20 protein-coding genes are annotated in these 20087 nt (G+C 67.4%); 10 read left to right on the top strand and 10 right to left on the bottom strand.

Features of this window, described 5'->3' with window-relative positions; translation table 11 throughout:
- Nucleotides 1-64: 64 nt before the first annotated feature.
- The 5 genes from IE92_RS17660 to infC form a co-directional block, all read right to left on the bottom strand.
- Nucleotides 65-850 carry an ATP-binding cassette domain-containing protein gene (locus IE92_RS17660; RefSeq protein ID WP_162178473.1) on the bottom strand — a complete coding sequence of 262 codons (786 nt, stop codon included), beginning with the start codon at nucleotides 848-850 and terminating at the stop codon, nucleotides 65-67.
- Between the two features lie 162 nt (nucleotides 851-1012).
- Nucleotides 1013-1813, bottom strand: coding sequence for a TrmH family RNA methyltransferase (locus tag IE92_RS0101350; RefSeq protein WP_030143084.1), 801 nt, complete (start codon nucleotides 1811-1813; stop codon nucleotides 1013-1015).
- 174 nt (nucleotides 1814-1987) lie between these two features.
- Nucleotides 1988-2371: a 50S ribosomal protein L20 gene (gene rplT, locus IE92_RS0101345; RefSeq protein ID WP_030143083.1), complete on the bottom strand. Its 384-nt coding sequence runs from the start codon at nucleotides 2369-2371 to the stop codon at nucleotides 1988-1990.
- Between the two features lie 33 nt (nucleotides 2372-2404).
- Complete coding sequence (gene rpmI / locus IE92_RS0101340) at nucleotides 2405-2599, bottom strand: 50S ribosomal protein L35 (protein ID WP_030143082.1); 195 nt, start codon at nucleotides 2597-2599, stop codon at nucleotides 2405-2407.
- Nucleotides 2592-3230 (bottom strand): translation initiation factor IF-3, encoded by a 639-nt coding sequence (infC, locus tag IE92_RS0101335; protein ID WP_081863788.1) that lies wholly within the window; start codon nucleotides 3228-3230, stop codon nucleotides 2592-2594. Before infC ends, rpmI begins: the two co-directional genes overlap by 8 nt.
- Nucleotides 3231-3442: 212 nt before the next feature.
- Between infC and IE92_RS0101330 the strand changes: the two genes are divergently transcribed.
- The 10 genes from IE92_RS0101330 (at nucleotide 3443) to IE92_RS0101285 (ending at nucleotide 15559) form a co-directional block, all read left to right on the top strand.
- A complete protein-coding gene (locus IE92_RS0101330) occupies nucleotides 3443-3808 on the top strand; it encodes a DUF1844 domain-containing protein (protein WP_030143080.1) in 366 nt (121 codons plus the stop codon).
- A gap of 206 nt (nucleotides 3809-4014) precedes the next feature.
- Nucleotides 4015-5022 (top strand): aldo/keto reductase, encoded by a 1008-nt coding sequence (locus IE92_RS0101325; protein WP_051701464.1) that lies wholly within the window; start codon nucleotides 4015-4017, stop codon nucleotides 5020-5022.
- A 141-nt stretch (nucleotides 5023-5163) separates the two neighbouring features.
- The gene (locus tag IE92_RS0101320) at nucleotides 5164-6480 is read left to right on the top strand and encodes an amidohydrolase (protein WP_081863787.1); all 1317 of its coding nucleotides are present in this window, start codon (nucleotides 5164-5166) and stop codon (nucleotides 6478-6480) included.
- Nucleotide 6481: 1 nt separating this feature from the next.
- Nucleotides 6482-7720 carry an ABC transporter permease gene (locus IE92_RS0101315; RefSeq protein ID WP_245601195.1) on the top strand — a complete coding sequence of 413 codons (1239 nt, stop codon included), beginning with the start codon at nucleotides 6482-6484 and terminating at the stop codon, nucleotides 7718-7720.
- A gap of 85 nt (nucleotides 7721-7805) precedes the next feature.
- Nucleotides 7806-8687: an ABC transporter permease gene (locus IE92_RS0101310; RefSeq protein WP_030143076.1), complete on the top strand. Its 882-nt coding sequence runs from the start codon at nucleotides 7806-7808 to the stop codon at nucleotides 8685-8687.
- The gene (locus tag IE92_RS0101305; RefSeq protein ID WP_030143075.1) at nucleotides 8684-10426 is read left to right on the top strand and encodes a dipeptide ABC transporter ATP-binding protein; all 1743 of its coding nucleotides are present in this window, start codon (nucleotides 8684-8686) and stop codon (nucleotides 10424-10426) included. Before IE92_RS0101310 ends, IE92_RS0101305 begins: the two co-directional genes overlap by 4 nt.
- A gap of 49 nt (nucleotides 10427-10475) precedes the next feature.
- Complete coding sequence (locus tag IE92_RS0101300) at nucleotides 10476-12155, top strand: ABC transporter substrate-binding protein (protein ID WP_051701463.1); 1680 nt, start codon at nucleotides 10476-10478, stop codon at nucleotides 12153-12155.
- A gap of 60 nt (nucleotides 12156-12215) precedes the next feature.
- Nucleotides 12216-13298: an LLM class flavin-dependent oxidoreductase gene (locus IE92_RS17050; protein WP_051701462.1), complete on the top strand. Its 1083-nt coding sequence runs from the start codon at nucleotides 12216-12218 to the stop codon at nucleotides 13296-13298.
- Between the two features lie 88 nt (nucleotides 13299-13386).
- A complete protein-coding gene (locus IE92_RS17045) occupies nucleotides 13387-14745 on the top strand; it encodes an LLM class flavin-dependent oxidoreductase (protein ID WP_051701461.1) in 1359 nt (452 codons plus the stop codon).
- Complete coding sequence (locus IE92_RS0101285) at nucleotides 14738-15559, top strand: DUF1684 domain-containing protein (protein ID WP_051701460.1); 822 nt, start codon at nucleotides 14738-14740, stop codon at nucleotides 15557-15559. Before IE92_RS17045 ends, IE92_RS0101285 begins: the two co-directional genes overlap by 8 nt.
- Before the next feature lie 60 nt (nucleotides 15560-15619).
- On the opposite strand, the gene IE92_RS0101280 is transcribed toward IE92_RS0101285, so the two are convergent.
- The 5 genes from IE92_RS0101280 to IE92_RS0101260 all read right to left on the bottom strand — a co-directional run bounded on the left by IE92_RS0101280 (nucleotide 15620) and on the right by IE92_RS0101260 (nucleotide 20036).
- On the bottom strand, nucleotides 15620-16486 hold the full coding sequence (locus IE92_RS0101280; RefSeq protein WP_081863785.1) for an SseB family protein: 867 nt from the start codon (nucleotides 16484-16486) through the stop codon (nucleotides 15620-15622).
- 230 nt (nucleotides 16487-16716) lie between these two features.
- Complete coding sequence (gene priA, locus IE92_RS0101275) at nucleotides 16717-17463, bottom strand: bifunctional 1-(5-phosphoribosyl)-5-((5-phosphoribosylamino)methylideneamino)imidazole-4-carboxamide isomerase/phosphoribosylanthranilate isomerase PriA (protein ID WP_030143069.1); 747 nt, start codon at nucleotides 17461-17463, stop codon at nucleotides 16717-16719.
- Nucleotides 17464-17668: 205 nt separating this feature from the next.
- Nucleotides 17669-18352 carry an imidazole glycerol phosphate synthase subunit HisH gene (gene hisH / locus IE92_RS0101270; protein ID WP_051701459.1) on the bottom strand — a complete coding sequence of 228 codons (684 nt, stop codon included), beginning with the start codon at nucleotides 18350-18352 and terminating at the stop codon, nucleotides 17669-17671.
- Nucleotides 18349-18957, bottom strand: a complete 609-nt coding sequence (gene hisB, locus IE92_RS0101265; protein ID WP_030143067.1) for an imidazoleglycerol-phosphate dehydratase HisB — start codon at nucleotides 18955-18957, stop codon at nucleotides 18349-18351. The genes hisH and hisB overlap by 4 nt, the downstream gene beginning before the upstream one ends.
- The gene (locus IE92_RS0101260) at nucleotides 18954-20036 is read right to left on the bottom strand and encodes a histidinol-phosphate transaminase (protein WP_030143066.1); all 1083 of its coding nucleotides are present in this window, start codon (nucleotides 20034-20036) and stop codon (nucleotides 18954-18956) included. The genes hisB and IE92_RS0101260 overlap by 4 nt, the downstream gene beginning before the upstream one ends.
- Nucleotides 20037-20087: the final 51 nt, after the last annotated feature.

The following is a 20087-nucleotide window of genomic DNA, read 5'->3' as shown; positions in this document are numbered from 1 at the left end:
CGAAAAGTTTTGTGCGCCGAACACGCTCAGATTCCCGGGAATTCGCGGGCTTCTGCCAACTGCGTTACGCCCCCGGGGCGGCAAAACCGGCCACAATTTCTCGTGCCGAGACGGACACCGGATGGAGGAAAAAATCGTCCGCGGCCTGGTCTTCGACAACCAGTCCCCCGCACAGCACCACGATCCGCGTGGCGGTCGCACGCACAAAACGCAGGTCATCGGTCACGACCAGGAGTGCGATCCCCTCGGTTCGAGCCCCGTCGACCAGATCGATTACGTCTCGATACGTGTATGCATCAAGCCCCCGAGTGACATCGTCTAGCAGCAGGAGGCGCGGTTCGAGGGCCAGGGCGCGGGCAAGCTGCACCCGGCGACGCCCCGATACCGACAGTTCAGCGACATCCTCCCGGTCATGGCCCAAGACACCAGCCCGGGCCAGGAGTGCCCGCGCTCGTTCGAAGGCACGAATCGGCGAGATCCCCCGAGTCCGAATCTGCCCGCGGGTGACACTCTCGATCACACTCATCCGGGGATTCGGGTCGTGTCGGGGAGAAATAAGACCCAGGTCTGCGCGCAGCAGCTCCCGTTCATGTCGCCCGCCGGGGATCGGTCGGCCATCGACCAAAACCTGCCCGGAATCGCAGTGCTCGCTGCCGTTGACGATCCGGCACAGCTGCGATCCATCGGCCGCATCCAGGCCCAACACCGCAACGGCTTCGCCACGCGAAATGGTCAGATTGACGCCGTTGAGCACTCGACGTTCGGCGGTGTGCGTGGTGACCGCGGAGAGCGCAAGCAGCGGCGCCTCACACCCACTGCGTGAGACACGGGTAAACCTCGGTATCGACATCGACTCCATACGCTCACGTTACGTCGGAGTACGGGCAGTACCCGAGCCTGTCACCACTGGGAATAGAGCGTGTCGCATATCATGCGTCCGCCTTTGATCGGATCCACAAACGCCGCGAGCCACCCCGCAAAACTGCGGGGTGGCTCGCGAGGGTGCGGAGGCCTAGGAGCGCTGCGCGAAGGCACTCTCGTAGAGGCAGACCGAGGCCGCGGTGGCCAGGTTCATCGACTCGGCGGCACCAAAGATCGGCACGCTCACCGCGCGCTCGGCGCGGGCAAGGTTTTCATCGGTGAGGCCGCGTGCCTCGTTGCCAAACAGCCAGGCGGTCGGCTCTGCGAGGACACCGCTGTTGCGGACGTCGAGGAGCGAGTCACCCTTGATGTCCGCGGCAATCACGGACACGCCGGCCTCGCGGGCCAGCAGCAGGACGTCGGGGAGTTCCAGGCCCACGGCGACGGGCAGGTGGAACAGCGATCCGGTGGTGGAGCGCACCACCTTGGGGTTGTAGAGGTCGACGCTGCGTCCGGTGAGGATCACGCCGTCGGCGCCGGCGGCGTCGGCGGCACGGATGATGGTCCCGAGGTTGCCCGGGTCGCGGACCTCCTCGAGGATCGCGATGAGCTTGGGCTCGTCGCGGAAGATGTCCTTGGCGGAGGTCGGGAACTGGCGGGCGACAGCGATGACGCCCTGCGGGGTCACGGTGTCGGCCATCGCGTTGATGACCTCTTCGCTCACAAACTCGACGTCCATCCCGGCGGCAACCGCGGCCTCACCGAGATCGGTGTAGCGCTCCAGCGCGGTGGGGGTCACGTACAGCTCAAGCATGACCTCGGGGCGGTAGGTCAGCGCTTCGACAACCGCCTGCGGGCCCTCGAGCAGGAAGAGGCCGGTCTCTTCACGCACGGCACGACGGCCAAGCCTTGCGACGGCACGGATACGGGGGGCACGGGGATTATCTAGCACCCGGCCATTCTACCCGCGTGGGCGGCGCAGCGGAAAACCCACCCCGACCGCTGGACAACAGACCCGGAAACAACAAACGGCCCGACCGCCGAAGCCCGACGAAGGTTCCGCGGCCGGAAAAACAAACGGCCCCACCGCCGAGGCGATGGGGCCGAATGTAAATGAAGCTAAAGCTTACGCAGCCTTGGGAGCCGAGGTGTCGGCCGGGAGGGCCTTCTTGGCCGACTCAACCAGAGCGGCGAAGGTTGCCGGCTCGTTGACTGCCAGCTCGGCGAGGATACGACGGTCAACCTCGATACCGGCCAGACCCAGACCCTGGATCAGACGGTTGTAGGTGAGGCCGTTTGCACGGGATGCGGCGTTGATACGCTGGATCCACAGGCGACGGAAGTCGTTCTTACGCTTCTTACGGTCGTTGTAGTTGTAAACGAAGGAGTGGGTAACCTGCTCCTTGGCCTTACGGTACAGACGCGAACGCTGTCCGCGGTAACCCGAGGCACGCTCGAGGATTACGCGACGCTTCTTGTGGGCGTTGACGGCCCGCTTTACTCTTGCCATTTCTCTACTTCTATCTCTCTATGTCCGTCGAGCTTACTTACCGAGAAGCTTCTTGATGTTCTTGGTGTCGGCCTTGGACACGAGCTGGTCCTGGTTCAGACGACGCTTGCGGTGGCTGGACTTCACCTCAAGGTTGTGTCGCATACCCGACTGCTGCTTCTTGATCTTGCCGGAGCCCGTGAGCTTGAAGCGCTTCTTAGCGCCCGAGTGGGTCTTCTGCTTAGGCATTACTTTCCTCCTGCTTTGCCGCTCTCTTATTGGCGGCCCGATTTGCATTGGCCTCGGCTTTCGCCTCGGACTTATTCTTGAGAGGCCCAATCACCATGACCATGTTGCGGCCATCGATGGTGGGGTTGGACTCGATCACGCCGAACTCGGCGACATCTTCTGCAAAACGATGCAGCAGACGCACACCCTGGTCGGGACGAGACTGCTCGCGGCCGCGGAAAAGGATCATTGCCTTCACCTTGTCCCCGGACTTCAGGAAGCCCTCGGCGCGCTTGCGCTTGGTCTCGTAGTCGTGGTCATCAATCTTCAGACGGAAGCGCACCTCTTTGAGGACGGTGTTCGCCTGGTTACGGCGTGCTTCCTTCGCCTTCTGCGCAGCCTCGTACTTGAACTTGCCGTAGTCCATGATCTTCGCAACCGGCGGCTTCGAATTGGGGGCAACCTCGACCAGGTCAAGATCTGCCTCCTGCGCCAGGCGCAGCGCTACCTCAATTTTGACAACACCAACCTGCTCGCCTGCGGGGCCAACAAGGCGAACTTCAGGGACCCGGATTCGGTCATTGGTACGGGGATCGCTAATGCGTAACTCCTCTGATTGATACTCGAGGCCACTCAGTCCGAAATGATTCATACCGAGGCGAGAGAGAAATTACACACCGGATACGTGTGACCAAAGGTCACTACCCGGCCAACACCCTGACTACCAGACCCTCCGAGGAGGGTCTTGGCGGAGTGTAACTACCCGGTAACCTAGTACTACGGTCAAACGCGGGTGGGAGAATATCCTCTTTCGTAACGGAACAGATGTTCCGTAGCCGCGTATCAGTCTAGCAGAGGAACACAGTGACGGAAAACCAGTCCCCCAGCCCGGAAGAAAACGAAGCGGTTGCCGAGGCCACGCGGGATATTGCGGAGGTTCCCGCGGTCGAGGTAATCACGACCGCGTGCGTACACCTGCTCAGCGCGGCGGCGGTCAAGGTGGGCCTTGCCGACGACCCGGAAACCCAGACCGACCTGGATGAGGCACGCAAGCTGATCAACGCCCTGGCGGGCCTGATCACCGCCGCCGCCCCGGATGTGAGCGACATGCACGCCCGCAGCCTGCGCGACGGTCTGCGTTCGCTCCAGCTCGCATTCCGCGAGGCCTCGGCCATCGAGGACCCGATTGGTAAGGGCCCGGGCGAGAAGTTCACCGGTCCGGTGAACTAACGCCCCACCCCTTAACGGCACCGGCACTCCTCGGAGTGTCGGTGCTTTTTTGCGCGCAATTATGGCCTAGACACGCGATGCGCGCACCTACTGTTTCGCCACGTGACACTGGGTTACCCCGTGTCCCCGTGACCGTTGGTCCTCCCCCGGGCGCATTGCTAGTTTTCTCGAACCATCAGCCGTGTTTTTGATTCGAGGGATTCGCCGTGACCATCGCCGCCAGCCGCACCGAGACCGCCGCCGTCGCGCCCACCGACACCGTGCTCACCGCCACCGTGCCCGGGGCTTCGGCATCCGGCACGGCCACGCCCTCCACCGAAGAGACCCTGCTGGCCGGACACCGGGTGCCCCGGGTGGGCCTCGGGGCCGCGCGGCTGACCGCGGGTGATGGGTGGGGTGTCCCCACCGATCCCGAGGTTCCGCGGGCGCTGCTGCGTGCGGCCCTGGATGCGGGGATCCGCTACGTGGACACCGCGGATGCACTCGGGCCCGGTGTGAGCGAGGGCATCATCGGCGACGTGATCGGCAACCGGGACGACATCCTGGTCTCGACCAAGGTGGGGATGCTGCGTCCGGCGCAGGATCGCTGGGGTATTCTCGGCCGGCCCGACTATCTGCGTCACGCCGTCCACGCCTCGCTGCACCGGCTCAGGCGCGAGCGCATCGACCTGCTCTTTCTGCACCGGATCGACCCGGACGTCCCGCTCGCCGATCAGCTGGGTGCCCTGGCCGAGCTGCGCGATCAGGGCAAGATCGGCCACATCGGGCTGAGCGAACCCACGCGGGATCAGCTGGATGCCGCGCTCGCGATTGAGCCCCTCGCCGCCGTGCAGAGCCTCTATAACGTGGCGGCGCGGGAGAATACCCCGGTGATCGAGCGCCTGGCCGAACGGAACATCCCGTTTATCGCCTACTGGCCGCTGATCGGCCGCGGGCTGCCCGCCGACACCCACGCCCGGGTATTCGCGGCGCTCGAACCCACCGCCCGCGCGCATCAGACCAGCGTGCAGTCCATCGCCCTCGCCTGGATCTTCCACACGGTGCCCGACGGCCTCGCCGTAGTGGGCAGCCGCAACCCGGCACACCTCCGCGACAACCTGGCGGCCACCGAGATCACGCTGAGTGCCGAGGAGATTGGGGCGATCTCCGCCGCGGTCACCGAGGCCCTCGACGGCTTTGTGTTCAATCCCCGGTACAGCCCGCACTCCGCCTAGCGGCCGGGGCCCGAGCCTCGACCGGCTCCCGGGACCCACCGCTTCATCCCCATCCCACCCGCTCCGTCTCCGTCCGAGTTCCGCACCCCTCCGATCCGCCGCAGGGCGCGCACTCGGGCACCCTCGCAAAGGACCCCACTCATGACCACCGATCCGCTCGACACCTACCTCGCCTACGGACAGCGCTCGCTCACCCCCGCCCCGATTGGGGAGGCAGAGTCCGCCTTCGCCGGTGCCCCGGCAGACATCCACACCCGGATCGCTGCCCGAATCGAGGGCCTGCGACCGCGGCTGCACGCGTTTGCCGTGGACCTCTACCACCACCCGGAGCTGGGGTTTGAGGAGCACCGCAGCGTACAGAAGATCGCCGAGCTGCTGACCGAGGAGGGGGTGGACACCGAGGTGGGCGTGTTCGGACTACCCACCGCGTTTGTGGCGCACGCGGGTTCCGAGGCGGGCGACGGACCGCACTTCGCGGTCATCGCCGAATACGACGCGCTGCCCGGTGTGGGCCACGCCTGCGGGCACAACGTGATCGCCGGCGTCGCGATCGGAGCGTTCCTGGCGCTGCGCGACGTGGTGGCCGAAACCGGCGGCCGCGTCTCGCTGATCGGCACCCCGGCAGAGGAGGGTGGCGGCGGCAAGGAGCTCATCATCCGCGCCGGCGGCTTTGACGAGGTGGATGCCGCGGGCATGGTCCACCCGAGCGTCGGCCACGAGGTCTCCCCCATCTATGGTTCGGGAACCACCGGGGTGCGCCGGATTCGGGTCGCCTATCACGGCCGCGCCGCGCACGCCGCCGGCACCCCCTACCTCGGGCTCAACGCGCTCGATGCGGTGGTCACCGCCTACCAGGGCATCGCCCAGCTGCGCCAGCACATCCTGCCGATCGATCGCATTCACGGGGTCATCACCAACGGCGGGAGTGCGGCCAACGTGGTGCCCGAGCTGACCGAGGCGCACATTCTGGTGCGTTCGAGCGAGATCGACACACTGAAGATCCTCACCCAGCGCGTGGTGGACATCCTCGAGGCCGCCGCCCTGGCCACGGGAACCCGGGCCGAGATCGACCTCGATGCCGAACCCGCCTACCTGCCGCTGGCCAACAACATCGCGCTGACCAAGCACTGGGCGCGCCACCTCACGGGCCGGGGGCGTACCGTGCCGCTCAAGCCGAAGGTTGTGCGCCAGGGTGGACCCTCCACCGATATGGGCAACGTGAGCCAGTACATTCCGGCGATCCACCCGGCCCTGGGCCTCGGCGGGGACGGCACCATCGTGCCGCACAACGCCGGATTTGCCGACATCTCGATCCTGCCCGATGCGCTCAACGCGCTCGTGGACGCCGCCACCGCGCTGGGCTCGGCCGCCGCCGACTACCTGGTGGATGCCGACCTGCGCCAGGCCGTGGCCGACGAGTTTGTGGCGCGCGGCGGACGCGTGCGCTGGGAGGACTAGCGTGAGCACGCTCGATCAGACGGTGCCGCCCGCGGAGGCGGTCGGCGCGGTGGCGGCGGTCGGCCCGGTGGCGGCTCCGACCGTATCTGCTTCCGGCTCATCATCCGGGCGCGTTGCCGCGGCGTCCGAGCCCGAGGCGTCATCCGGGCCCGTTGCCGAGGCGTCCGCTCCCGACGCAACATCTGGGCGTGTTGCCGAGGCGTCCGCTCCCGAGCCGGAGCCCCGCGAGGACGCCGTCCCAACGGTCGCCTCGCTGCTCGCCGATGCATCACACGCCGAGGAGATCGGTCGGCTCGGACGCATCCGCGGGATCGCCTCCTATGTGGGTCACCGCATCCTCGATATCGTCCTGGTGCTCTGGGCCGCGGCCACCCTCTCGTTTGTGGCACTCCAACTGATCCCCGGAAACCCGCTGGACAAGATGCTCTCGGGCATGCAGGAGGCCACCCCCGAAATCCGCGCGCAGATCGCCGCTCACTACGGGCTCGATCAGCCGGTTATTGTGCAGTACTTCACCTATCTGGCCGGGGTGCTGCGCGGGGACTTCGGGATCAGCTATCAGCGCGCCTCCCCGGTCACCGAGGTTATCCTCAGCGAGATCGGGCCGACCGCCGAGCTCACCGGTTGGGCTATCCTGGTGGCGATTATCGTGTCCGTGCTGCTGGCGCTTGCCACCTCGGGCCGCCGCCGCGGGGCTCGCGCATTTGCCCAGGGGTTTGAACTGGTTGCCGTTTCGGTACCCTCGTTCTGGCTCGGCATCATCCTGATGACCGTCTTTTCCTTCTCGCTGCAGTGGGTCCCGGCTTTCGGGACCGACGGACCCGGTTCGCTGGTCCTGCCGGTCATCACCCTCGCCCTGCCGCTGATCGGCGTGATCACCCAGGTACTGCGCGAGCGCATGGAACACGTGCTGCACGAGCCGTTTGTCACCACGATCCGCGCCCGCGGACTCGGCGAAAACCGGCTGCGCTCGCGCCACGTGCTGCGTCACGCGAGCCTGCCCGCGCTGACCCTCACCAGCGTGATCTTCGGATCGCTGCTGAGCGGCACCGCGATCATCGAGACGCTGTTTGCCCGCCCCGGACTCGGCCGGGTCGCCGTGGTGGCGATCCAGGATCGGGACTATCCGGTGGTGCTCGGCTTCGTGGTGTTCGCCGCGCTGATCTTCATTCTGATCAACACCATCGTGGACCTGCTGTATCCACTCCTGGACCCGCGCCTGCGAGGAGGTCACACATGAGCGAGCCTCTCGACCCCCGAAACCCTCACCGATCCGACCGATTCCGCGCCCCCGCGCCGAACCCCCACCCGAGAGGAGGCCACGCATGAGCCTGTTGCGTGCCCGCCCCGACGGACCCCCGCGGCTTCCCCGCTCCGAACGGGTGCGCTCGGCCCACGCGCTGCATCCGGGTGTCGCCCTTTCGGCCCTCGTGGTGCTGCTCCTGTTGGTGGCCGCCATCTGGCCGGGCATCTTCACCGGTCAGGATCCGATCGAGGGCAACCCCGCCGACGCGTTTGCCGGATCGAGTGCCGCCCACATCCTGGGCACCGATCAGCTCGGCCGCGACCTGTTCTCCCGCATCATCCACGGCACCATCTACTCGCTCTCGCTGGGTGTAGGGGCCTCGCTGATCGGCCTGATCGGTGGCATCATCCTGGGCGTTCTCGCCGGCTACTCCCGCGGCATCTGGGATCGGGTCATCACCCGCGCCCTCGATGTCCTCCTGGCGTTCCCCGAGGTGCTGGTGGCGCTGCTGACCATCACGATTCTCGGCCCCGGCCAGTGGAGTCTGCTCTGGGCCGTGGGCCTCGGCCGGATCCCCGGAGCCGCCCGGCTCGTGCGCACCCAGGTGCTGCAGATCCGCGGCTCGGGATTCATCCGCTCGGGCATCGCGCTGGGGCTCTCCCCCGCCCGCCTGGTGCTGCGCCACGTGGTGCCCAACAGCCTGGGCCCGGTGCTTGTGCACGCGGTCATCGGCGTGGGTGTCTGCATCATCTTTGGTGCGGCGCTCAGCTTCCTCGGTCTCGGCGCCGTGCCGCCCACCCCCGAGTGGGGCCTCATGCTCTCCGAGGCTCGACAGTACCTGAGCATCGCCCCGTGGATCGCGATCTGGCCGGGGGTCTTCATCACCCTGACCGTGATCAGCGTGACCGTAACCGGCCGCTGGCTGCAGCAGCGTTTCATCAGCAAGAGGAGCTCCCTGTGACCGTCGAGAATCCCGAGGCCCTGGTCTCGGTCCGTGATCTGACCATAAATTTTGGCCCGCACACCGCGGTGACCGGGTTGTCCTTTGACCTGGCCCCCGGACGCTGCGTCGCCCTGGTGGGCGAATCCGGATCCGGCAAGAGCGTGTCGGCGCGGGCACTGCTCGGGCTGGTGGGTCCGGGATCCCGGGTCGAGGCCTCCGAGCTGCGCCTGGGCACCCACGACCTGCGCACGCTCACCCCCGCCCAGTGGCGCGGGGTGCGCGGACGCGAGGTGGGCCTGGTGTTGCAGGATGCGCTGGTGTCCCTGGATCCGCTCAACACCATCGGATCCGAGGTGGCCGAATCGCTGCGGCTGCACACCGGCCTGGCGAAAAAACCCGCCGCCGAGATCGTGCACGCCCTGCTGCGCCGCGTCGGTATCCGCGATCCCGAGGAGCGCGCGGCGCAGTATCCCCACCAGCTCTCCGGTGGACTGCGCCAGCGGGCGCTGATCGCCAGTGCCGTGGCCGCCGGGCCGCGGGTGCTGATCGCCGATGAGCCCACTACCGCCCTGGATGTCACCGTCCAGGCGCAGGTGCTGGAACTCCTCGCCGAACTCAAGCGCGAGGGCACCGCGCTGCTGCTGGTCAGCCACGACCTGGCCGTGGTGTCCGAGTTGGCCGATGAGATCATCGTGCTGCGCGCCGGGGCGGTGATTGAACGCGGCACCCCCGCGCAGATCCTGCACAATCCGCGGGCCGACTACACCCGGCAGCTGCTGGATGCGGTGCCCTCGGCCCACACCCGCGGCGAGCGCCTCTCCCCGCTGCCGCCAGCGGTGTTCACCCGGCCCCGGGTCGCGGGGCAGGACGAGGCGGCGCGGGTGGGAGACTCGGCACGACTCGGCACCGTGCCCGCCCGATCGGAGCTAACCGAGTCCGGGTCCTCCGAGTCCGGGTTGACCGTGGCCCCCACCGCCCCGATCCTCGAGGCGCGCAACCTGGTGAAGAGCTACCCGGCCTCGCGCGGACGCCGCACCACCGTGCTGCACGATGTGTCCTTCACCCTCGAACGCGGCAAGACCCTGGGCATCGTGGGCGAATCCGGCTCGGGAAAGTCCACCGCCGCGGCGATCGCGCTGGGTCTCACCCCCGCCGACTCCGGCGAGGTGCTGCTGGATGGCGAGGCGTGGTCGAGCCTCCGAGAGAGGGAGCGTCGTGCGCGGCGTCACCGTATCCAGACCATCTCCCAGGATCCGCTGGGCTCCTTCGACCCGCGCTCCAACGTGCGCACGCTGCTCGGCGAGGCCCTGTCCACCGTGGGGGTTCCCCGCGGCGCGCGCGACGACGCCGCGACCGCGCTGCTGGAACAGGTGGGACTCTCGGCGATCCACCTGGGCCGGCATCCGCTGGAGCTCTCCGGCGGGCAGCGCCAGCGCATCGCGATCGCCCAGGCCCTCGCCACCAACCCCGAGATCATCGTGTGTGACGAACCCGTCTCCGCCCTCGACGTCTCGATCCAGGCCCAGGTGCTCGACCTGCTGCGCGACCTTCAGGATCAGCTGCACGTCTCGCTCCTCTTTATCTCCCACGATCTGGGGGTGGTCCGCCACGTCGCTCACGATGTGGCGGTCATGCAGCACGGCCGGATCGTCGAATTCGGCGAGACCGGCGAAGTGTTCGATCATCCGCGGCACCCCTATACCCGCGATCTGATCGCCGCTATCCCCACCATTAGTGCCCCATTGCCCGCGATCTGATCGCCGACACTACCCCGTTCCCCGCAATCACCCCCGAAAGGCACCCTCCATGCGAAATCGCACCCGCAACGCGGCCCTGCTCGGCGCCACCGCCCTGCTCACCGCCCTCGCCCTGAGCGCCTGCTCGGCGTCCGCCTCCCCGGGATCCGGGCCCTCCGGCGATGCCGGTGCCTCGGCCAGCCCGGTCAGCGGCGGCACCCTGCGCTACCTGGCCAATACCGAACCACCCACCTGGGATGGGCAGCGCGTCCCGAGCCTCAACCTCAACTCGATCAACTCCTCGATCTTCGACACGGTCACCGTGCAGGCCGAGGACGGCACCTATAAGCCGGGCCTGGCCACCAAGTGGGAGGTCAGCGAGGACGGACTGACCTACACCTTCACCCTGCGCACCGACGTGAAGTTCCAGGACGGCAGTCCGTTCAACGCCGGGGTACTCAAGCAGAACTTCGACCGGCCGCTCAACGAGACCGGCCTGGCCACCGTGTCCAGCGGCATCGTGTCCAACGAGGTGCTGGATGACAGCACCCTGAAGGTCACCCTCTCCCGCCCCAACGCCTCCTTCATCCACGCGCTCTCGACCCCGCACTGGCCGATCTACTCGGGCAAGGTCCTCACCGAGCACACCCCCGCCGAGCTGTCGGCGAATCCCAAGCTGTCGGTGGGATCGGGACCGTTCAGGGTCAAGGACTACGTCAAGGGCTCCAAGATCGTGCTGGAAAAGAACCCCGACTATGCCTGGGCACCCAGCACCTGGGGACACACCGGTCCCGCCTACCTCGATGAGGTCACCATCCAGTTTGTGCCCGAACCCCAGGCGCGCATCGGTGCACTCGGCTCCAAGCAGGCCGATGCCATCGATCAGGTTCCGCCGCTGAACATCCCCGAGGTCAAGGCCGCCGGCGCCCAGATCCTGGAAAAGGACAACACCGGAACCCCCTACTACCTGGCGCTGAACCCCAACATCGCCCCGTTCGACGATAAGAACGTGCGTCTCGCCTTCCGGGACGCGATCGATGTGGACGGCCTCCTCAAGAGCGTCTACGCCGGCGAGTATAAGAAGGCCTGGACCACCACGCTGCCCGACACCCCGCCGCTGGGCTCCTACGATAAGTCGCTCGAGAAGAGCTGGAACTTCGATCCCAAGGCCTCGGCCAAGCTGCTCGATCAGGCGGGTTACACCGAAACCGACAAGGACGGCTACCGCACCAAGGAGGGCAAGCGCCTCACCATCAACTGGGCCGTCGACTCGCTCTACGTGCAGACCGACCAGCGTCAGCAGCTCGGGGAGGCCATCGCCTCCTCGCTGAAGAAGGCGGGCTTCGAGGTCATCCGCACCCCGTACGACACCGCCGCATTCTCCGCCCAGCTGGCCAAGAACGAACACAACCTCGCCGACTCCTCGCGCGGCTACGCCGATGTGGGCACCACGATTCAGCCCTTCCAGACCAACGCCATTCCCAAGGAGGGCGGCGGCTCGGGCATCAACTACGGGCTGGTCTCCGACCCGCAGATCGACGAGGCGGGCAAGATCATCAGCGCTAACTCCGATCCCAAGGTGCGCATCGCCGAGGCCCAGAAGGTCCAGGCGCGCATCCTCGATGAGGGCTTCGCGATTCCGCTGTACGTGCCGAAGAAGATCGTCGGTACCACCGCCAAGGTGCACGGCTGGAAGTTTGACGCGGTGGGTTACACCGACGCGTTCTACGACGTCTGGCTCGCCAAGTAACCCATCCCCTTCCGGTGGGCATTCGCCGCGCGGCTGCCCACCGGCCGAAAGGACTCAATCATGCCCCGCATCGACCTCTTCTACTACGGTGACGTCACCAACGGCCAAAACCCCGCTGCCCTCTATCGCGATATCGAGGAGCAGGTCGTCCTCGGCGACAAGCTCGGCTACAACGGCGTCTGGGTCACCGAACACCACCAGAACGCCCGCGGCGAGGTTCCCGACCCGCTGCTGTTCCTCGCCCGACTGAGCGCCATAACCACCAACATCCGGCTGGGTACCTCGGTGGTGTGCGCGCCGTTCTATCACCCGATCCGGCTCGCCGAATCGGCCCTGCTGTTGGACGCCCTCTCCGGCGGCCGCCTCGATCTCGGTGTCGGCAGCGGTGCCGGCACCGACCATCTGCTGGGGGTGTACGGTCTGATTCCCGGCGAGGGATCGGCCCGCTCACGCGAGGTGCACGAGATCCTGCGCCAGGCGATCGATCACGGACGCGTCGACTTCCACGGGGATTTCTACAGCTTTGACGACGTGGAAATCTCCCCGCCCGCCGGACGCCCCGCCCGCGACGTGATCTGGACCGCCGCCGGACGCAACGCGATCGAGCTGGCCTCCGCCCACGGCTACCGGCTGATGATCCCGCGCCCGATGCCGCTCGAGGCACGCCTGGCCCTCAACGCCGAGTATCGCGAGAAGGTGCCCGGGGGCGAGGTCATTCACCTGCGCTCGGGCCTGGTGGCGCCCACCCGGGAGCTCGCCCGCGAGCGCGCCGTCGAGTTCCTGCGCGAGTACGCGGCGATCTATCTGAAGGTCGACTGGCGCGGCGGCCCGGACAGCGCCGACTTCGACGATATCGCCGAGAAGCTCTCCTTCGCGGTGGGCACGGCCGAGGAGGTGGCCGACTCGATCTGGCGCTGGACCGACCAGTTCGACGGTACCGAGCAGACCGCGATCCAGTTCCAGGGACCTCACGTCAAGCCCGCACACATCCTCGAATCCATCGAACTGTTTGCGACCCAGCTGCCGGGGCTGCGCGGATCCACCCCGACCACCGCGGTCCCCTACGTCGAACGGCCCATCCCATTCCGCCCCAGCGGCGAGAACCTGGCACCGTATCAGAGCGCCGTGGAGGTCGGGGTATGAGCACCGAGTCCGTCCAGGTCCGCCGTGGAGGCCGGAGCATAAGCGCCGAGTCCGCCCGCACATCCCAACACCCCGTGGAGGTAACCGCATGAGCACCGCAGATTTCCCCGTCAGCCGTCGTCCCGAACCCAATGAGATTGCGGGGCTCGGGACCACCGCGCCGCTGGGATCCACGGTGATCGGCGAGCGCCTGCGGGTGGGGTTCATCACCCACCTGGACCAGAACACCGACACCTCGACCATCTACCGCGAAAACATCCTGCTGTTCCAGGAGCTGGAAAAGCTCGGCTACGACAGCGCGTGGATCGCGACCCGGCACTTCCACTCGGGCTGGGCGGCGCTGCCGAGCCCGTATGCGTTCCTGGGGGCCGCGGCGGTGGCAACCTCGAGGATCGGGCTGGGCACCGCGGTGCTACCGATCGTGCTGGACGACCCGATCCGGGTCGCCGAGGACGTGGCGGTCATCGACCACCTCTCCGGCGGTCGCCTGATCCTCGGCGTGGGCAAGGGGGTCCCCTCGGACTCCTTCCACGTGTTCAATGCCTGGGAGAAGGATCGCGATGCCAACTTCGAGCACAAGATCGACTCGCTGCACTGGGCGCTTGAAGGATCGCAGGTACCCGAGGGCAGCGCCCACATCTGGCCGGCAAACGCCGGACTGACCGGACGCGTGGTCCACGGCAGCTCCAATATCAACACGATCCGGGCCGCGGCGGTGCGCGGGGATGGCTTCATCCTCGAGCGATTCGGCAACGGCGGCGAGCGCACCGCCGAGGCGCGCGCCGGATTCCAGCAGCGTCAGGCGTACTCGGTACGCGAGTACCGTCGGGTATTCCACGAAACCTGGGGCGACACCCGCACGCCTTATGTGGTGACCTCGCGGACCGCCTATCCGGGCGTCACCAATGCCGCGGCACTCGCCGAGGCCGGCGAGCGCGCGGGGCGCTGGAACGAGTTCGCCGCGAAGATCGGCCGGGTGGATCTCACCGCCTCGATCCCCGACCAGCTACTCTCGGACAACTTCATCTGGGGCACCCCCGAGGAACTCGCCGCCGACCTGCTGGCCGACCCCACCATCGCGCTGACCGACGAGCTGATCCTCGGCATCCATCCGGCCCTGCACACGCTCGAGGAGACGGTGGAGAAGGCGCGGATCCTGCTCGAGGAGGCCTACCCGCTGATCCAGGCGGGCTGGGCGGCGCAGCGCGAGGCGGCGCTGGCCCAGGCGATCCGTCCGCTGACCCCCGAGCAGATTCGTGCCGAGCAGGAGCGCTTCGCCCACGAGCGTTCGGGCACGGTGCTTGCGGGTACCACGGATGCCTCGGCCGCGGCACCCTCGGCGGACGCGGCTGCCGCGCTCGCCCCCGCGCATCCGGCGGCCTCCGCCCCGGATGCCGCCGATTCCGCACTCCCCACCACACAGGAAAGGATCTCCACCCATGTCTGAGACCAGCACTACCCCCGCCGACTCCGCGACCGATCCCGCCGCCTTCGCCGCCGACTGGGCGGCCTGGCATGAGGCGCGCCTCGACACCACCCTCTCGCCGTACGGCATCGCCTCGCTGGTGGGCACCCACTGGCTCACCGAGCAGGCTCAGGAGGTTCCCGGCCTTCCGGGAACGTGGCAGCGTGAAGGCGAGGCGATCGTGGGGCTGCTCCCCACCAATGTCGAGGTCCCGGCCACCACGCTGCGGGTCGAGCCCGGCACCGATGTCGAGTACGGCGACGTCCTCCTGCGGGCGTTTGGCCGCGGCGAGGACCTGGCGCTGCGGGTCCTCACCCCGCGCAGCGAAACCCGCCGGGCGATCACCGAGATTGCAGCGTTCACCCCCGATCCCGCCTGGGTATTCCCGGCCCGATTCGAGGCCGCGGCGGACGAGACCCTGGCGATCGAACTGGTGGACGGGTTCGTGCAGGACAAGCCGCTCTCGGGCCGCCTGCACGTCAACATCAACGGACACTGGGCCGCGCTGGTGGCCACCGCCGCGGGGAACGCCTACTCGGTGGTGTTCGCCGATCAGACCGGGACCGACCGCGACGCCGAGGACGAAACCTATAGGTTCCGCTTCCTCACGGTCCCCGCCGCCGATGCCGAGGGCCACACGGTGATCGACTTCAACCGTGCGTTTGTCCCGCCCTGCGGTTTCAGCGACCACTACGTGTGCCCGCTGCCCGCGCCGGATAACCGCCTGCCGCTGCGGGTACTCGCGGGCGAGCGCCTCCCGGTGGATGCCGATGGCGCACCCTACCGCCACCACTAGGACCGTCCAACAGAACACCCCGCCGTGCTCGTGCACGGCGGGGTGTTCTATTCTGGCCTGCTACTCCGAGGATCGGAGACGAACGGTCAGGGAGTCGGCCCGCGTAGCGATCACGTCGTCCTGCGCCCAGCGCTGAGCGAGGCGCTGCAGCACGGCGTCAAGCATCTCGCGGTCGAGACCCTGCACCAGGGTCAGGGTCACCACGAGCTCGGGACCGTGCAGGCGCGAGAGCGGGTCGGCGGTGGACAGTGCCACATCCAGCACCGAGAGTTCGGTCCCGATCGAGGACACAAATGCCGCGAACACCTCGGGATCCTGGAAGCTGGGAATCCAGGATTCCTCGCGGGCCACGGCCCAGAGCGCAGGACGGCGGATCACAAATTCCAGCGGGGTGGTGGCATCCAGCACCACCAGGTCGGTGTTTTCCTCGGCGGCGGCCAGGGCTACCCGGATGCCGTCGGCGGGCACGGGCCGGGCCTTGGGGTTCCACGCCCGCATCGCATCCACCGAGGAGAACACCGGCAGGACGTTGCGACCGTCGGGTCCGGCGACGGTGATGATCGAGAGCTCCTGGGTCTTGTCGACCTCCTGACCGTGGGCGTTGAGTCCCACGTCCCCGGCATGGGCAACCAGCGGAATCAGCAGTCGTGCGGTACGGAACGCATCCACGACGGCCTCGGCGCTCCCCTCCCCCGCGGTGAACCGGCGCTGGGCCTCGGCGAGCTCGGCGGGCGCGCTGCCATCATCCTCGGCGTAGGCGTTGTCGTGGGCCTGGAAGGTGCGTCCCTCCCAGGACTGGTCCGCGCTGTCGGCGGTGTTGCCGGCGAGGGCGGCAATGCGGGCACGAATCCCGGTGGGATCACCGGGGGTGCCGTGATCGCAGCCGGCACCGTGTGCGTGTGGGTCGGCCGGGGTGGGCTCGGTCATGCTGTCTCCTCGCGGGAACGAAACCATCGGATGGACGGTGCGGTGCGGCCGGATCAGCCGCCGGATGGGTGGTGCGCAGCGGCGGGGACGAGCCGCCGGGGTGGGCGGGCCACATCGCAAACGGGTGGTCGCGCAATTGGCCACATCCAGCCTATCGGGCCTTCCGATTCGGCGCGCACATGCAACGGGCCCGGCACCCCTCAGCGAGGTACCGGGCCCATGCAGATGAACTAGTTGGAGGCCACGTCCAGGGCCTCGGGCAGGGTGAAGTTGCCGTTGTACAGTGCCTTGCCGACGATCGCGCCCTCCAGGCCCAGGGGCACCAGCTCGCGCAGGGCGGCGATGTCGTCGAGGCTGGAAATGCCACCGGAGGCGACCACCGGACGGTTAGTGCGCTCCATGACGTCCTTGAGCAGCTGGATGTTCGGGCCCTGCAGGGTGCCGTCCTTGGTCACGTCGGTCAGCACGTAGCGGGTGCAGCCGGCCTCTTCGAGGCGCTCCAGCACGGTCCACAGGTCGCCACCATCGCGGGTCCAGCCGCGGGCGGCGAGGGTCGTGCCGCGCACGTCGAGGCCCACGGCGATCGCGTCACCGTAGCGACCGATGACGTTGGCGGCCCACTCGGGGTTTTCCAGGGCGGCGGTGCCCAGGTTGATCCGGGTGACGCCGCTTTCCAGGGCCGCTTCCAGGCTCTCGTCATCGCGGATACCACCGGAGAGTTCGATCTTGACGCCGTGCACGGCCTTGATCACCCGACGAATGACGGCCTGGTTGTTGCCGCGACCAAAGGCTGCATCCAGGTCGACCAGGTGGATCCACTCGGCCCCCTGCTTGGCCCAGTCCAGGGCCGCATCGACGGGGTCGCCGTAGTTGGTTTCGGATCCGGCTTCGCCCTGGGTCAGGCGAACGGCCTTACCGTCGGCCACGTCCACGGCCGGCAGCAGTTCGAGTGCCGGGGTGTTGTTGAACTCGCTCATGTTGTCCTTGTGTCCTAGGGGCGAATCCACGCCGGGATTGACGGGATTCGCTGGGTGGTGGGTGAACGATGCCGGTGTCGGCGGTGTTCGGCCCGCGAGGGTGCGAGATGAACACGTTCGGTGTCGGTCGTGTTCGGCCCGCGAGGGTGGAGGTGGTTGGTGCGCCGGGTGGATGTCCGCTCGGCGACCGCGCGCCGGGGTGCGGCTACTCCGGGAGGGGTAGGGTGTCCAGCCAGTTCCGCAGCAGGGTGATCCCCGCCTCCCCCGACTTTTCGGGGTGGAACTGGGTGGCCGTGAGCGGTCCGTTTTCGATCGCAGCCAGGAAGGGAACACCGTGGTCGGCCCAGGTGAGGGCCGGTTCCGTGAAGGGAGGAATCACATCCAGCAGCCATTCCTGCGCCGCATAGGAGTGAACAAAGTAGAAGCGCTCGTCCTCGAGACCGCGGAACAGGCGGGAGTTCTTGGGAACCCGAACCGTATTCCAGCCCATGTGCGGCACAACCTCGGCGGGCAGCTCGGTGATCGATCCGGGCCACTGACCCAGACCCTCGGTTTCCACCCCGCGCTCGGTCCCCCGGTCAAACATGACCTGCAGTCCCACGCACACGCCGAGCACCGGCTTGCCACCGGTGATGCGCTTATCGATGATGCGGGCACCGCCGGAGGATTCCAGTGCGGCCATGACCGCGTCAAACGCACCCACACCGGGGACAAACAGCCCGTCGGCAGCCATCGCCTCGGTGAAGTCTCCGCTCAGGGTGACGTCGGCACCGGCCTTTTCCAGGGCCTTGACCGCCGAGTGGACGTTGCCCGATCCGTAGTCAAAGACCACCACGCGGGGGCGGCGTGCTGCCGGGGTGGTATCGCTTGTCGGGTTGGTATCGCTCACAGCTTGCCCTTCGTGGACGGGATGCCCTCAACCAGCGGATCGAAGGCCTTGGCCTGGCGGAACGCGCGGGCGAACGCCTTGAACTCGGCCTCGGCGATGTGGTGCGGATCGCGGCCCGAGCGCACGTCGATGTGGACGGTGAGTCCGGCGTTGAAGGTGATGGCCTCGAAGACGTGACGGATCATCGATCCGGTGAAGTGTCCACCGATGAGGTGGAACTCAAACCCGGCCGGCTCACCGGTGTGCACCAGGAACGGGCGACCCGAGATGTCGACCACGGCCTGAGCCAGGGCCTCATCCAGCGGGCACAGGGCATCGCCGTAGCGGGCGATTCCGGCCTTGTCACCGAGGGCTTCGCGAATCGCCAGGCCCAGGGCAATGCCGATGTCCTCCACCGTGTGGTGAACGTCGATGTGGGTGTCGCCGGTGGCCTTGACCCGCAGATCGGTCAGCGAGTGCTTGGCGAAGGCGGTGAGCATGTGGTCGTAGAAGGGCACGGAGGTTTCAATCTCGCTGCGGCCGGTGCCGTCGAGGTTGATTTCGAGCTCGATCGAGGATTCACTGGTTGCCCGCGTAATCTTCGCGGTCCGAGGTGCGCTGGTCATGCCTTTGAGCTTAGCGCGCTCAGGGCCTCGAGGAAGGCGGTGGTTTCGGACTCGGTTCCGGCGCTCACGCGCAGGTGTCCGGGGATACCGACGTCGCGAATCAGGATGCCGCGCTCCAGCAGCGCGGTGAACAGTGCCTGGGGATCCTCGACGCCACCAAACAATACAAAGTTGGAGTGGGTGCGGTGCGGGGTGTAGCCGAGTTCGGTGAGGCGGGCCACGATGCGGTCCCGCTGGCCGCGGATATCATCCACCATCGCCAGCATTTCCGCCGTGTGATCGAGGGCCGCCTCGGCGGCCGCCTGGGTGAGTGCCGAGAGGTGGTACGGCAGACGCACCAGACGCAGGGCATCGATGGCCGCGGGATCGGCGGCCAGGTATCCCACCCGGGCACCGGCGAAGGCGAAGGCCTTGCTCATGGTGCGCGAGATCAGCAGCCGCGGGCGTCCGGGCAGGAGGCTCAGAGCGCTCTCGGTGCCGTCGGGGGCAAATTCGGCATAGGCCTCATCCACGACAACCACCCCATCGGTGGCATCGTAGATCGCCGCGATGGTTTCCAGATCGATCGGGGTACCGGTGGGGTTGTTCGGGGAGCACAGGAACACGACGTTGGGCTGGTGCTCGCGCACCTGGGCCACGGCGGTCTCGGCGGAGAGCTCGTACTCGTCATCCCGCACACCGGGAATCCAGGTGGTGTCGCCGCCGGCGGCAAGGAGGGAGTACATCGAGTAGGTGGGGGCAAACCCGAGTAGGGTGCGTCCGGGTCCGGCGAAGGCCGAGAGGACGTGCTGCAGCACCTCGTTGGAGCCGTTGGCCGCCCAGATGTTCTCGGCGGTCAGCCCGTGGCCGAGGTAACGGGCCAGGCGTTCGCGCAGACCGGTGAACTCGCGATCCGGATACCGATTGAGCCCGATCACGGTCTCGGCGATACGGGCGACGATATCGTGGGCCACCGCCTCGGGGATGCGATGGGTGTTCTCGTTGACGTTGAGCGCAACGGGCACGTTCAACTGCGGTGCGCCGTAGGGGGTTTGGCCGCGCAGATTATCGCGGAGGGGCAGATCGTCAAGAGTGGTCACGGGAAAAGTTTACCCAGTCACTCCGGGCAACAGGGCGCACATTTACCCAGT

This window comes from Mycetocola saprophilus, from assembly GCF_000718085.1.
In the GTDB taxonomy this organism is placed as follows: domain Bacteria; phylum Actinomycetota; class Actinomycetes; order Actinomycetales; family Microbacteriaceae; genus Mycetocola; species Mycetocola saprophilus.
This window is presented reverse-complemented; position numbering and strand designations above follow the sequence as displayed.

Bases quoted from the DNA above. Each gene is read 5' to 3' on its own strand.
- IE92_RS17045 (WP_051701461.1), top strand. From the start codon at position 13,387: ATGAGCACCGCAGATTTCCCCGTCAGCCGTCGTCCCGAACCCAATGAG.
- hisB (WP_030143067.1), bottom strand. From the start codon at position 18,957: ATGACCAGCGCACCTCGGACCGCGAAGATTACGCGGGCAACCAGTGAA.
- IE92_RS0101280 (WP_081863785.1), bottom strand. From the start codon at position 16,486: ATGACCGAGCCCACCCCGGCCGACCCACACGCACACGGTGCCGGCTGC.
- rplT (WP_030143083.1), bottom strand. From the start codon at position 2,371: ATGGCAAGAGTAAAGCGGGCCGTCAACGCCCACAAGAAGCGTCGCGTA.
- IE92_RS0101300 (WP_051701463.1), top strand. From the start codon at position 10,476: ATGCGAAATCGCACCCGCAACGCGGCCCTGCTCGGCGCCACCGCCCTG.
- IE92_RS0101285 (WP_051701460.1), top strand. From the start codon at position 14,738: ATGTCTGAGACCAGCACTACCCCCGCCGACTCCGCGACCGATCCCGCC.
- priA (WP_030143069.1), bottom strand. From the start codon at position 17,463: ATGAGCGAGTTCAACAACACCCCGGCACTCGAACTGCTGCCGGCCGTG.
- rpmI (WP_030143082.1), bottom strand. From the start codon at position 2,599: ATGCCTAAGCAGAAGACCCACTCGGGCGCTAAGAAGCGCTTCAAGCTC.
- IE92_RS0101310 (WP_030143076.1), top strand. From the start codon at position 7,806: ATGAGCCTGTTGCGTGCCCGCCCCGACGGACCCCCGCGGCTTCCCCGC.
- IE92_RS17050 (WP_051701462.1), top strand. From the start codon at position 12,216: ATGCCCCGCATCGACCTCTTCTACTACGGTGACGTCACCAACGGCCAA.
- infC (WP_081863788.1), bottom strand. From the start codon at position 3,230: ATGAATCATTTCGGACTGAGTGGCCTCGAGTATCAATCAGAGGAGTTA.
- IE92_RS17660 (WP_162178473.1), bottom strand. From the start codon at position 850: ATGTCGATACCGAGGTTTACCCGTGTCTCACGCAGTGGGTGTGAGGCG.
- IE92_RS0101320 (WP_081863787.1), top strand. From the start codon at position 5,164: ATGACCACCGATCCGCTCGACACCTACCTCGCCTACGGACAGCGCTCG.